Annotated in this window: 7 protein-coding genes and 1 pseudogene; all 8 read left to right on the top strand. The window is 40.0% G+C overall.

Going from position 1 to position 14,539, the window contains the following annotated elements:
- Window positions 1-20 precede the first annotated feature (20 nt).
- Window positions 21-1,274 (top strand): serine/threonine transporter SstT, encoded by a 1,254-nt coding sequence (gene sstT, locus BUA88_RS03865; protein ID WP_072912963.1) that lies wholly within the window; start codon window positions 21-23, stop codon window positions 1,272-1,274.
- Window positions 1,275-1,388: 114 nt separating this feature from the next.
- On the top strand, window positions 1,389-4,976 hold the full coding sequence (locus BUA88_RS03860; RefSeq protein ID WP_072912951.1) for an InlB B-repeat-containing protein: 3,588 nt from the start codon (window positions 1,389-1,391) through the stop codon (window positions 4,974-4,976).
- Window positions 4,977-5,101: 125 nt separating this feature from the next.
- Window positions 5,102-6,124, top strand: a complete 1,023-nt coding sequence (locus BUA88_RS03855) for an ABC transporter ATP-binding protein (protein WP_072912948.1) — start codon at window positions 5,102-5,104, stop codon at window positions 6,122-6,124.
- Window positions 6,124-6,831: an ABC transporter permease gene (locus BUA88_RS03850; RefSeq protein ID WP_072912945.1), complete on the top strand. Its 708-nt coding sequence runs from the start codon at window positions 6,124-6,126 to the stop codon at window positions 6,829-6,831. Before BUA88_RS03855 ends, BUA88_RS03850 begins: the two co-directional genes overlap by 1 nt.
- Window positions 6,831-8,303, top strand: coding sequence for a GldG family protein (locus BUA88_RS03845; RefSeq protein ID WP_083572376.1), 1,473 nt, complete (start codon window positions 6,831-6,833; stop codon window positions 8,301-8,303). Before BUA88_RS03850 ends, BUA88_RS03845 begins: the two co-directional genes overlap by 1 nt.
- A 10-nt stretch (window positions 8,304-8,313) precedes the next feature.
- Entirely contained in the window at window positions 8,314-9,699 is a 1,386-nt protein-coding gene (locus BUA88_RS03840; RefSeq protein ID WP_072912943.1) for a DUF4340 domain-containing protein, read from the top strand.
- 287 nt (window positions 9,700-9,986) lie between these two features.
- Window positions 9,987-11,348, top strand: coding sequence for an NADP-specific glutamate dehydrogenase (gdhA, locus tag BUA88_RS03835; protein WP_072912940.1), 1,362 nt, complete (start codon window positions 9,987-9,989; stop codon window positions 11,346-11,348).
- 212 nt (window positions 11,349-11,560) lie between these two features.
- A pseudogene (locus BUA88_RS16315) lies at window positions 11,561-14,539 on the top strand (hypothetical protein); the annotation flags it as partial.

Here is a 14,539-nt window from a genome sequence, read left to right as displayed (position 1 = left end):
ATAAAAAGGGAGAAAATTTTATGGAACTAATTAAGAAGTACAATAGTGTGAGTTTGATTGTAAGAATTATAATCGGACTTGTGATAGGTGTAATCCTTGGATTACTATTTGATAACCTGTCATTTATTGCTTTGATTGGAAGCATTTTCGTAGGTGCTTTGAAGGCTGTAGCGCCAGTGCTTGTATTCGTCCTTGTAATTTCAGCTCTTGCACAGGGCAATGATAAGCTTGATAGAAGATTCGGTCTTGTTCTTGCCCTTTACATGGCAAGTACACTTCTTGCGTCTGTAGTTGCTGTTATCGGAAGCTTTATGTTCCCACAGACACTTACACTTACAGAGGCAGCCAGCGCAGATACTATTCCTACAAGCGTAGGCGAGGTTCTTGCTAATCTTCTTAAGACAATGGTATCAAACCCAGTCAGCTCACTTGCTGAGGGCAGATACATCGGTATTCTTTTCTGGGCAGTTGTTCTTGGTATCGCATCAAAGAGGATAGCAAGTGACAGCACAAAGCAGATGATGGCTGATATTGCTGATATTGTTTCACAGGCAGTTAGATGGATTATCAATCTTGCTCCATTTGGTATTTTGGGTCTTGTTTACGAGAACGTATCTACAAATGGTATGTCAATCTTCACAGACTACGGAAAGCTTTTAATTCTTCTTGTAGGATGTATGCTTGCGGTTGCACTTATTGTAGATCCACTTCTTGCAGCAATCGTTCTTAGAAGAAATCCATATCCACTTGTTTTCAGATGCATTAGAGAGTCTGGTGTGACAGCATTCTTCACAAGAAGCTCAGCTGCTAACATCCCTGTAAACATGGAGCTTTGCGAGAAGCTTGGCATGGATCCAGAGATGTATGCAGTTTCTATTCCTCTTGGTGCTACAATCAACATGGACGGTGCTGCTATTACAATAGCAGTTATGTCACTTGCAGCTGCAAACACAGTCGGAATTCAGGTTTCATTTGCTACAGCACTTATCCTTGCGTTCATTGCAACTCTTGCTGCATGCGGAGCTTCAGGTGTTGCTGGTGGTTCACTTCTTCTTATCCCTATGGCTTGCTCATTATTCGGTGTTAATGCAGATGTAGCCATGCAGGTAGTAGCAGTTGGATTCATCATTGGTGTAGTTCAGGATTCTGTAGAGACAGCACTTAATTCATCTGGTGATGTTATGTTTGCTGCAACAGCAGAGTATGCTCAGTGGAAGAAGCAGGGAAAATCACTTCCTACATTTTTAGGCGGAGACACCAAACTTGATATCTAAATTTTATTGAATTTTTCCTATCCCAATGTGGGGCTTAGTGCTTCACATTGGGATTTTTTTTGCCGATATATAGTAATGGAATATATTCTACACTAGTATGGGGCGGTGAAAATAATGGATAAAAAATTTCTTGTACGAATACTGGCATTGACCATGGTTGTAGTGCTGGTACATACATATTTAAATAGAGAGTTCCTTTTTTCTGAAGCAGATGAATTGGACTTAAATATAAATACCATTTTGGAATTAAATTCAGACAGCTCAGGAGATACTGAAGAGACTAAGGCGGAAGAACCTAAAGGTGAGGAGGAACATAGGAGCACGGAAGAACCTAAGGCGGAAGGAGAAACAGAATCTGAAAACGAATTAAATTCAGAGGAGAAGCCTGTGATATTACTAAAAAGCAGTGATGGAACCACCGGCGAAGGTGGAGAAGATGGTAATGGAGACGGCACTGGAGACGGAGATAATCAGGAAGGTCAAGACCAGAATGGTCAGGAGGGTCAGGGTCAGGACGGACAGAATGGTCAAGGTGGCCAGGAAGGCCAGGATGGTCAAGAAGGTCAGAACGGTCAGGGCCAAGAAGGACAGGAGGGCCAAAATGGTCAGACCCAAAATGGGGAGCCTACTGGAGATAATGAAGATGATAAATTTACAGTAACTGTAAAAGAAGGTATAGAAAATGTTGCGATTCAAATATCGAATTATAATCCTGTAAAAGATGACACTGTATCTATATCTGCCACTCCAGATGAAGGATACAGTTTAAAGAGTCTTACAGTAAAGACAACGGATACAGAAAGTCCTGCTGATGTTGCATTGACTCATACAGATGGCAATAACTACGAATTTACTCAGCCTGAAGCTAATGTAATAATAGATGCTTCGGCAGAAATAGTTAGCTATACCATAGCAACACCTACAACAGCCCAGACTGAATGCAGTATCCAGATACAAAGTATTTTAAAGCAGCCAGAGTCTATTTCTGATGGCAGCACAAATGCTTGCGTGGGAGATAAGGTAGTTTTGGCTGTCACATCAAAGGTGGGGTGTGTTCTTTCATCTATTACGGTTACTGCCAGCACAGGAAATACTATTGATGCTGTAAAGAATTTTGATAATAATTATGAATTTATAATGCCAGCGGCAAATATCGATTCTATTGTTGCAGTGTTTACAGATTTTATCATTCTGGAAGAGGCCACAAAGCCATTTATTGTAAATGCCAACGGAAACGCTATCCCTCAGGTGGGAGACAGACTTACAGCATGTACACATGCATTACCAAATATTCAGTGGAAATGGTATGCAGATGATGTATTTATAGAAGGAGCTACCGAGCAGATACTTGTATTAACAGAAAAGGAGCTTGGTAAGACCATAAGGGTACAGGCTATACAGCCTCGTAACGCAGCAGGAGAGGGAAGACCAGGTACAGATATTTACATTATGTCTGATGCTACACCAGCTGTTATTGCCAAGGTGATTGGCACTATTACGCCAGAAGAAGTAACTGCTGTCACTGTTTATGATTATGTAAATGAGACTATTAATGTGACAGAAGCCTATGAACTTTCATTATCTGATTCGGTATTAGAAGGACAGGCATCTCTTGCGATTACAGAAATATTGGATAGAGAGGTAAACAGAGTTGTTTACGTTAGGAGAAAAGCTACAGACATTGCTCCAGCAAGTGAGTGGTTGCCTGTATTTCTTTCAGAGAGACCGGCTGCACCGACAGTAAGTGTGGAAAATGCTGTTTTGTCTGATTGGGACTATGGAAAATTAGTTGGAACAACTGCTGCCATGGAGTATAAGCTAACATCAGACCCAGGCTTTACAAGAGCAAGTGATTCATATACCAGGGTTAAGGTTGGAAAGTATATAGTAAGATATGCTGCAAGCACCACAGCCTTTGCAGGAAAGACAGCAGAGTTTACCGTAAGAAGACAATGTATTGAGCTGACGTCTCAAAATAAGCCAGTGATTGTTAATATCACAGCTTCAAGAAGTCAGCCAGTCATAGGTGATACCCTTGAGGTGCAGGTGAATGCTGGACCTGGATTATCATATCAGTGGTATTTAAACAGCTCACCTATTAGTGGTGCAACAGACGTAAGATATAATTTGCCAGCAAGTACATACAACAAGAGGATTTCTGTAAGGGTAACACAGGCTGCCAATGTTGATGGAGAAGGCCATCCAGCCAGTGCGATAACAGCATCTTCAGATTTTGTTGGTCCTGTAAAGAAGGTTCCTGGAGATTCCATTAGTGAATCAGAAATCAAAGGTCGCCTTAGTTACAATTATCCTATGGAAGTAGTGGCGGTCAGTGCAGGTTACGAGATATCAACAGGTTCTGGTTCTTCAGGCGCTTCAAGTCTTAAGTTGACAAGTGTTTTGGATAGAAACAGCGCTAAATATATTTATGGAAGAAAGAAAGCTTCTGATTGGCAGGAGGCAAGCTCATGGGTAAAGGTTAGTATTCCAGAGAGACCTGCCAGCCCAGGAAATCTAACTACAGAAAGTGCATCAAGTGAAACCGCTGTTGATGGTAAGATTATTGGAACCAGTCAGGCAATGGAATATAAAATGAGTGGAGCTTCTTCTTATACTCAGGCTTCACCTGGAACTACGCTTGTTAAAGCTGGTACTTATTTCGTAAGAGTTGCAGCTACAGGCTCAAATTTCGCCAGCAAGTATGTAACTGTAAAGGTGGAATCTAAAACAAAGAAAACAGACACCACCTTGAAGACTAAGACAACCACAAAGAAGAGCAGTAAAAAATCATCTTCAACCAAGAAAGAAACAGAGGAGGAAGATGATGAGGATTTGGATTTTGATCTCATAGACAAGTCTGAATTGTGGAAAACTCTTTCTCAGGATATAAAAGATGGCCTAAGAGAATTACTAGAAGAGTCAAAGGGTGAGTTGGTTGATGCAAATGATTTATTAGATCCAACAGCCATACCGGGGAGTAAGATTGCTGTAAATGATATGCCTATAGCTCTTGTAATTGGAAAAGGTGTTATTGTTATTGAACTGGATAAAATAGCTTCAGGTGTAATCTTACCAGATGCTTATGCAGTGGCAAGAGGAATACTTACAGAAGAGCAGATTGATTTGATATCAAGAGGTGGTATTGTTGAGCTAAAGATTGCAACTGATTCTGTTATCGAAGATCGAATCCCGGCAGAGGAAAAAGCTGTTTTCGAGAATAGCTTTACAGAATACAGTGGAGATTATCCTAATCTTACAAAAGCAGGATATATGGAAATTAATATATCTTATAAGTTCTACACCCATGAATGGAAGGAAGTCACGGAGACGCTAGAGCCTATAGAGTTTGTTTTTGAATTACCGGATGATCTTAAAAATACATCAGAAAGCTTTTACATGATAAGAGTTCATGATGGACAAGGAGCTTTACTAAGTGACTTGGATGAAGATGTTAATACAGTCACTATATGCTCAACCCAGTTTTCTAACTACCTTTTGGTACGCACGCCAGAGGTGCAATTAGCCACCGAAGAAGCTGGTGATGATGAAGCTGATGAAAAAGGAAATAATCCTATAAAATTCTTTGTTACTCATCAGTGGCCGATTCTTTTCTGGGGATTAGTAGGGCTGGATGTGGTTTATATAGCCATAAGGAAGATTCGGAAATTTAGAAGGAACAAAAGATTAGCGACAGCTAAATAAAATTAACTCCCTTGCTGAAAAGCGAGGGAGTTTTTTTGTTTTTTCACATAGCCGTCACATAGAAGTCAGCTAACGATAATATTAGTGTTTTATACTTTCGCAAGACAAAAACACAAAGGAGAGTAATGGCTATGATAACCGTAGAGCATTTATCTAAAAGATATGGCGATGTTCTTGCAGTGGATGATTTGTCTTTTACCATTGAAGATGGTCATATTTATGGTTTTCTTGGTCCTAACGGAGCAGGAAAATCTACAACTTTAAATATTATTACAGGCTGTCTTGCAGCGACAAGCGGCGATATTAAAATCGATGGTCACGATATATATGAAGAGGAAAGGGAGGCTAAGAAGCTTATCGGATACCTTCCTGAAATTCCACCTCTTTATGTTGATCAGACACCAAGGGAATACTTAAAGTTTGTGGCAGAAGCCAAAGGTGTTAAGAAGGCCGACATAGAAGCTGAAATAGACAGGGTAATAGATGAGACTCATATCACAGAGATGCAGAATAGATTGATTAAGCATCTGTCAAAGGGGTACAGACAGAGAGTGGGAATATCTCAGGCTCTCATCGGAAATCCTTCTGTAATTATCTTAGATGAGCCTACTGTTGGCTTAGACCCTATGCAGATTATTGAAATACGAGATTTAATAGCTGAGCTTGGAAAGAAGCATACTGTAATTTTGAGTTCACATATTCTTTCTGAGATTCAGGCTATTTGTGAGAAGGTTCTTATCATATATAAAGGAAAGCTGGTAGCTTTTGATAATATCGAAAATCTTGGAAAAACTATGTCTGAAGGTAACCAGATAGAGATATTATCCGGAGGAGATCCTCTTGAGACAATCGAATTACTTGAAAGAAACACAGCTATAACTTGTTTTGAGCAAAAAGAAATGATAGATGGTTATAACAGCTTCAAGCTAACCACAAGCAATAGTAATCCTTATGAGATTTGTGAGGAGCTGTTTGTAGCTTTTGCAGGTAAGGGTATTCCTTTGGTTAAACTAAATCCTATTAAGACCACATTAGAGGATATCTTTATTGAGCTTACATCAGAAGAAGATGAGGATGCGCTATATGGAGGCCCAGAAGCAATCGAGCCTGCTGAAGAAAAAGCAATTCCAGAACAGGAGGCGAGATAATGTTAGCGGTTTTAAAACATGAGTTATCACTTTATTATCATAGCTTGTCAGGCTATGTATTCGGAGCCTTTCTTTTGGCTTTTACAGGTATAGGCGCACTGATTTATAACATCAACGCATCAGTAGCTAATTTTGAATATGTTCTGAGCTTTATTCAGATGGTGTTTATTATCATTGTTCCAATTCTTACAATGAGGATAATCGCAGATGAAAAGCGACAGAGAACAGATCAGCTACTTTATTCATTACCAATAAGAACAAGTGAGATTGTTGTTGGAAAGTTTTTTGCATTACTTGTGGTATTTATCATTCCAATGATTGTTATATGCCTTTACCCATTGATTTTCTCAATGTATGGAGATGTTTATCTTCCAACAAGCTATGGTTCAATATTCGCATTTGTATTTTTGGGACTAGCTCTCATAAGCATTGGAATGTACATTTCATCACTTACTGAGTCCCAGGGAATGGCGGCAGGAATCTGTGTTGTAGTTATGCTACTTAATTATTTTTGTGTTCAGATTGCCAATGCTATTCCAAACGAAACAATTCAAAATATTATTGCAAAGATATCTTTATTCCAGAGATTTTCCTTGTTTTACAATGGAATTTTCGATTTGACAGCGATTGTGTATTACATAAGTATCATTGCCTTCTTCCTGTTCTTATGTGTGCAGTCACTTGAGAAGAGGAGGTACAACGGATAATGAAGCTTCAGAAACCAAATTTTGACATAAAAGATTTTCAGAAGAGAACAAAGGAATCGTTAAATACAAAGAGATTTAAGATAGGCAGCTATAGTAAGGTCTTAACTATCCTTGTCCTTGGTATCGTAATAGCGATAAATGTGTTTGTAGCATCTTTGCCTGAAAAGTTTACACAGTTTGATATATCAGCAGCCAGACTATATTCACTAACATCTTCAAGTAAGGCAGTTGTAAGCAATATAGAGGATGATGTGACTATTTACTGGATATGTCAGGCAGGACAGGAATCTACAGTTATTGAGAAACTGTTAAATGTTTATGATTCATTATCAGACAATCTGAAGGTTGTAAAGAAAGACCCAGATACTTATCCAACCTTTGCAAAGGAATACACAGACGATACTGTTACGAACAATTCATTGATTGTAGTTTCAGGGGATAAGAGCCGTTACATAGGCTATGAGTCAATGTATAAGATGGACAATAGTAAATACTACACAACAGGCTCTGCATCTCAATCTTTTGATGGAGAGAGTTTAATCACAACAGCTATAGATTATGTGGTATCAGACGAGCTTCCACAGGCATACGTCCTTACAGGTCATGGAGAAGGTGAAATGGGTACAACAATGAAATCTGCACTTGAAAAGTCCAATGTGGAGACAAAGGAGTTTTCACTTTTAAATGAGGACAGCGTACCTGAGGATGCGTCAATCATTCTGATAAACTCACCTGTAAGTGATTTATCTGATAAAGAGGTTACAATTCTGGAATCCTATATGGATAATGGCGGTCACATTGTTGTTCTTTCTGGACCAGAACAGGATGTTGATCTGACTAATTTCAAAAGCCTGCTTGAGTACGTTGGCGTATCTATGACAAATGGAATAGTAATAGATACCAATAGAGATAATTACGCCTTTGAATATCCATATTTCCTTCTACCAACTATAGGGGAATCTGATATTACGAACTCTTTGGTTGAGGGAAACAGCAAGGTAATTATGCCAATTTCAGCTGGACTTAAAATCAACAATACAGCTGGGGCTTATACAGTAACATCACTTCTTGACAGCTCATCAGAATCCTATGCGAAAACAGCAGGATATTCTCTTAACACATATGATAAAGAGGACGGTGATGTAGATGGCCCATTCTCACTTGCCATATCTGCGGAGAATGCAAGTGAAGGCTCGTTAGTGTGGATTGCTTCTGACTATCTTTTGGATGACCAGTACAATTCTTATTCTTCAGGAGCAAACACAGACTTCTTTATGAATGCTATTAGCTGGAAGATGACAGATAATGAATCACTTCAAATCAGAGCAAAGTCTTTAGATTATAACTATCTTACTATCAGCGCATCAGCTGCAAGAATGATTAAGGTAATTATGATTGGACTGATTCCTCTTGGATATCTGCTCTATGGTATTGACGAGGTGGTTCGCAGAAGAAAAGTAAGTCTTGAGTAGGAGGGACATAATGAAGCGAAGAAAGACATTGCTGATATTAAGCCTCGTGCTTGTGGTAGCCGTGGGTGCTATCGTGGCAGAAAAGGCTGTAGCTCAGCATGTAGATAAAATAAACACAATTGATGAAGAGGTATTTAATATCTCTGCCGAGGATGCTACCCAATTGACTGTAACTAAGGATGGAAAAACAGCAGTGATAGAAAAGCAGGACGACACCTGGAAGAATACTTCCGACACAGATTTTCCTGTGGATCAGGATTATGTAGCAAAAATATTTGAGGCATTTGAATCTGTACATGCCAGCTTCATAATAGATGACGTGGAGGATTACAGTCAGTATGGAATTTCAAATCCTGAGGGGAAGATTACATTCACAACTGCTGATGGTACTAATGAGATTACCTTTGGCTCATTTTCCACAATTGATAAAAAACGATATATCTGCGTGGATGGCGGCAGTGTCTATCTAATTGATACAGACTTACTAGAGAAGCTTTCAGGAGATATCGAAGATTATCTGGATAGAGATAAGGTGGAAGGTTACTCGCAGCTAACAGCTATGAGAATTACAGGAGCCAGCAAGGCAAATGTTGTTTACGATCCAGATGGAAAATATACATATACAGATGCTTACAATTTTTATAATGTAAGCGATAATGAACATCAGCCACTTTCAGAGAGTAAGGTTTTAGGATACTTAAGTACTTTAAGTTCTCTTGATTTAAGTAATTATGAAACTTATAAGGCTACTGAAGAGGACATGTCAAAGTATGGTCTGGATAAACCAACATTGACAGTAACACTTACTGGAGAAGTGCCTGCAGATGATTCAGATGAGGATGATTCCGTTAAGTCAGTAAATCAGACTTTGTATTTTAGTTATAAAGATGGCAAGGATAAAGCATATCTTTGCTTCGATGGTTCTACTATTGTATATGCAATAACAGCAGAGGAATATGAGAATGTTCTAAAAGCCAACTATGAAGACTTAAGACCTGATGAGATTGTTTCTATAGACTGGACTAAGGTGGCTCAGGTATCTGCAAAGATAGATGGTGAGACCCATATTATTGAGGTAGACCATAGTGGCGATGGAAATAAATATTCTGTTGGAGATGACAAGATAGAATTTGTCACAGCTACAAGTAAGATTGACGGATTGACTCTTTCAGAAGTAGGAGAAGATTATAAGAAGGGAACAGAGGAATTAGCATTTGCAATCACATTGGATGATAATGATGCCACAGTAGTAAATGTAGTTATGTACCAGTATGATGGAGATTCATGTGTTGTATCAGTGGATGGAAATATTGTTGGACTTTGTAACAGATCTTCAATGTCAAACCTCAGAGAGGAGATTACCAGCGCGATATTAAATAAGGGCAAGGACCAGTAGCCCTGACCCTGTAATTAACTTAATAGTGTCCCGGTTATTGATTTTCTGAAGAAAATCAATAACCTATGACATCTTGCTGACCAAACAAGAAAATTGTATATTATTAGAGGAAAAAAATGTATATTACACTTAAAAATTTATTGCTTTAAAGTACTAAAAGATGTACAATCTTTTCTAGGTTTTGATGAAGCATAGGATGACTTCATCAAAATATAGCTTAAAGCTAGATTGTGTCGGTAGAGGTCTCCGGCGCACCTGAACTTAATTTTGGAAGGAGAGAATAACAAATGAATTTTAAGAGTAGTTATTTACAGGGCGTTTACGACGGACTTGAGGCAAGAAACGCAGAACAGAAGGAATTCTTACAGGCAGTAGGAGAGGTTCTTGAGTCTTTAGAGCCAGTTGTTGCTGCTAATCCAAAGCTTGAGGAGCTTGGTGTTATCGAGCGTATCGTTGAGCCAGAGCGTATTATCCAGTTTAGAGTATCTTGGGTTGACGATAAGGGCAAGGTTCAGGTAAACCGTGGATACAGAGTACAGTTCAATTCAGCAATTGGACCATACAAGGGAGGTCTTAGACTTCATCCTTCAGTAAATCTTTCAGTTATCAAGTTCTTAGGTTTCGAGCAGATCTTCAAGAACTCACTTACAACACTTCCTATCGGTGGTGGTAAGGGTGGTTCTGATTTCGATCCTAAGGGTAAGTCAGATATGGAAATCATGAGATTCTGTCAGGCATTCATGACAGAGCTTTCAAAGCACATTGGTGCTGATACAGACGTTCCAGCTGGTGATATCGGTGTAGGCGGACGTGAGATTGGTTATATGTATGGCCAGTACAAGAGACTTCGCAACGAGTTCACAGGTGTTCTTACAGGTAAGGGACTTTCTTACGGCGGATCACTTGCTCGTACAGAGGCTACAGGATACGGCGTATGCTACTTCACACAGGAGATGCTTAAGTCTGCAAAGAACACATCATTCGAGGGCAAGACAGTAGCTGTTTCAGGTGCTGGTAACGTAGCTATCTATGCTATCCAGAAGGCATATCAGCTTGGCGCTAAGCCAGTTACATGTTCTGATTCTACAGGTTGGATTTATGATCCAGAGGGAATCGATGTTGATCTTCTTAAGGAAGTTAAGGAAGTTAAGAGAGCTCGTCTTTCTGAGTATGCTGCAGCTAGACCATCAGCTGAGTACCACGAGAAGAAGAATGGTGAGCACGGTGTATGGCAGTACAAGGTAGACATCGCTCTTCCATGTGCTACACAGAACGAGCTTGACGAGAATGATGCTAAGATGCTTATCGATAACGGCGTTCTTGCTGTATCTGAGGGTGCTAACATGCCTTCTACTCCAGAGGCTGTTGCTGCATTCCAGAAGGCTGGTGTTCTCTTTGGACCAGCTAAGGCTGCAAACGCAGGTGGTGTTGCAACATCAGCTCTCGAGATGTCACAGAACTCTGAGAGACTTCACTGGTCATTCGAGGAAGTTGATTCTAAGCTTAAGGGCATCATGGAAGGTATCTTCCACGCATGTGATGATGCTGCTAAGAAGTATGGTATGGAAGGCAATTATGTTGCAGGCGCTAACATCGCAGGCTTCGAGAAGGTTGCAGATGCAATGATTGCTCAGGGTATCGCATATTAATCACATATTCTTGATATCATATCTCCAGAACGTTATTGTTCTGGAGATTTTTTTACTTTATAGGAAATTACGCATTATTTGGCAAGAAATTCTTAAATTTGGCAATAAAATGTTATAAAAGGACTTTTCAAATAAAAAAATCATGGTACAATAACATTGCGAATTTTGGGTTATAAAAGATATATATTCTTGAAAATAATGAGGTAAAAGTAATGTCGAGAAAGAAAGTTGAAAGTTTATTGAAAGGTGTGGCCATAACGGGAGCGACAGTTGGTGGAGCTTCTGTACTTGGCGATGCAAATTTAGCATATGCGGCTGAATTAGGTGAAGAGCAGGCTGCTGCAAGTGCCCAGGGTGTTATCACTATAGAAGTAACTCAGCAGCAACAGCAGCAGGTTATTGAATCAACAGTTCAGAGTGTTCAGGAAGAAACAGCACAGGAATCTGCAAACGAACAGGCTAAGGAAGAAACAGAGAAGCAGACAGAGGAGATTGATTCAACAATAACTGCAGAAAGCCAGTCAGCAAGTGATTCAGCAGCAACAGAGTCATCTGAGCTTGAGTCACAGTCAGAGGTGGCAAGCAATTCTTTATCAGAAGAGGATTCAACAATTTCATCAACTTCAACATCGGCATTAGAGTCATTAACATCGGAAAATGAAAGTTTAGCTAGTACATCAGTGTCAGATTCAGAGAGACTTGTATCAGAGAGCACAAGTCTTTCTACAGCTATGTCTGAGGCTGAGGCAGATTTCGATTCAGCGTCAACTTCATTTTCTGAGGCAGGCCTTCAGGATGAGTATCTTGAGAATCTTATAAAGGAAATCGAGGAGGCGCAGGCAGAGCTTAAGGCCGCACAGGCTGATGCAATCGCTCATGGCGAGAGACTTAACCATACTTCTGCATCTAATAACTATTATGGATACGGCGATAAGCTTGCAAACCTTCTCATCCAGTATTCATTTTATCAGGAAGGTTACGTTGGAGAAATCCTTTACAGTGATTGGGATAGTTCTAATTACAATACTAACAGCGTAAAGGTTACTTATATTGATGCGGCAGGTGAGACAAAGTACGCTTATTTTGATTATGTAACAGTTGATCAGAATGGTGATGCTTTGATTCCGGGGCTTACAACAGGTTGGGGACAGAACGACAACGCTAATGTTGTTTCTGGAATCATGGTTGTTAAGAAGACTGCACAGTACACAGATGGTGCTGGAAATGTTCTTACATGGAAGTATGAGACAAATTATGCTGCAGATGGAACAGCTCAGACTGTTTGTAAGTATTATGTAAACGGATATCAGCTTCAGGATGTTGTTAATGTTCAATTAAATGATGACAACACATTTTCACTTTCATGGGTTGATGAAACGGCTAAATCTATTACAGTAAATGTTGGTTGCTACAATGATTATTATACCTGCGATGGCAATGTATATAAGAATTTAGCATACTTCTCAACAAAGGATAATGATTGGAACAACACCTTTGATGGTATCTATAGAAACCTTTACAATGACAATCTTGGTGTTGTTGTTAATAACTGGAACGGAACTGGAACATACAGTGAATTAACAGATACAGCGGGCAATGTAGTTAGTCTTGTATCTAAGGAAAAGGCTGTTTACGGCCAGAACAAGTGGTGCTGGGAGATGGATAAGTATACAGCCATCTCTATTGGAGGAAAGACTTATTACTACGAGTCTTCTAACATTTCTAAAAATCCAGATGGAACATACCATCTTGTTGCATATTTAGATGGAGTTGGAGAGACATATGAGGCACAGCACATTACATTAAAGGCTGCCACTGTTTCTTCTACAACTACAGTAAATTACAAGATAAGCTTTGTAGCTAAGGAGCATGAAGATACTGATACATACTTTAACTACAACAATGAGGCCAGAGATGGAAACTTCGGAGTAAAGGGTTATACATACTTCGGAGAAGATGCATTTAACAAGGGTAAGGATGATTATCACGAGGCTAGAAGTGAGGTTACTTCTTTATCTGAGTCAGTTAGTGCAATTACATCTCAGTCAGTTGCTTGGTCAGAGTCAGTAAGTGCAAGCCAGGCTGCATCACAGAGTGCATCAGCTCAGAGAAGTGAGTCTCTTTCAGAGAGCTCAAGAATGTCTGAGAGTGCATCTCAGTCTAGAAGTATGTCACTTTCTGAAAGTGCAGCTGCATCAGAGTCTGCATCCTCATCAAGATCAGAGTCAGCAAGCCTTTCTGCAAGTGCATCAGCAAGCACAAGCGCATCTATGAGTGAGAGTGCTTCTGCAGCTACAAGTGAGTCAGCTAGTACATCGGCATCTGTAAGTGCAAGTACATCAGCATCAGAAAGTGCATCAACAAGTGCAAGCACATCGGCATCAGAAAGTGCTTCAACAAGCATGAGCAACTCAGCAAGTGAATCAGCTTCTATTAGTGCAAGTGAGAGTGCTTCCTCAAGTGCATCTGCATCAGAGTCAGCAAGCGCCTCAATGAGCCAGAGCATGTCAGAATCTGCAAGTACATCAGCATCAGAGTCTGCATCAAATAGTGTAAGTGAATCAGAGTCAGCAAGTACATCAGCTTCAGAGTCTGCTTCAAATAGTGTAAGTGAATCAGGGTCAGCAAGTACATCAATGAGCAATAGTGCATCTGAATCAGCCAGCACAAGTGCAAGTACATCAGCTTCAGAAAGTGCATCAACAAGCGCAAGTACATCTGCATCAGAGAGTGCCTCAACAAGTGCAAGCACATCAGCATCAGAAAGTGCATCAACAAGCATGAGCAACTCAGCTAGTGAGTCTGAATCAGCTAGCACAAGTGCAAGCACATCAGCATCAGAGTCTGCATCAAATAGTGTAAGTGAATCAGAGTCAGCAAGTACTTCAATGAGCAATAGTGCATCTGAATCAGCCAGCACAAGCGCAAGTACTTCAGCTTCAGAGTCAGCTTCAAATAGTGTAAGTGCAAGTGAGTCAGCAAGTACTTCAATGAGCAATAGTGCATCTGAATCAGCCAGCACAAGTGCAAGTACATCAGCTTCTGAGTCTGCCTCAACAAGCGCAAGCACATCAGCATCAGAAAGTGCATCAACAAGCATGAGCAACTCAGCTAGTGAATCTACATCTGTTAGTGCAAGCCAGAGTGCATCAGAGTCAGCTAGCACAAGTGCAAGTACATCAGCTTCTGAG

It is taken from the genome of Pseudobutyrivibrio xylanivorans DSM 14809, from assembly GCF_900141825.1.
GTDB classification, from domain to species: Bacteria; Bacillota; Clostridia; order Lachnospirales; family Lachnospiraceae; genus Pseudobutyrivibrio; species Pseudobutyrivibrio xylanivorans.
The sequence above is the reverse complement of the archived record's forward strand: the minus strand, read 5'-3'. Positions and strand labels throughout refer to the sequence as shown.

Coding starts and splice junctions, on each gene's coding strand:
- sstT (WP_072912963.1), top strand. CDS start 21: ATGGAACTAATTAAGAAGTACAATAGTGTGAGTTTGATTGTAAGAATT.
- BUA88_RS03860 (WP_072912951.1), top strand. CDS start 1,389: ATGGATAAAAAATTTCTTGTACGAATACTGGCATTGACCATGGTTGTA.
- BUA88_RS03855 (WP_072912948.1), top strand. CDS start 5,102: ATGGCTATGATAACCGTAGAGCATTTATCTAAAAGATATGGCGATGTT.
- BUA88_RS03850 (WP_072912945.1), top strand. CDS start 6,124: ATGTTAGCGGTTTTAAAACATGAGTTATCACTTTATTATCATAGCTTG.
- BUA88_RS03845 (WP_083572376.1), top strand. CDS start 6,831: ATGAAGCTTCAGAAACCAAATTTTGACATAAAAGATTTTCAGAAGAGA.
- BUA88_RS03840 (WP_072912943.1), top strand. CDS start 8,314: ATGAAGCGAAGAAAGACATTGCTGATATTAAGCCTCGTGCTTGTGGTA.
- gdhA (WP_072912940.1), top strand. CDS start 9,987: ATGAATTTTAAGAGTAGTTATTTACAGGGCGTTTACGACGGACTTGAG.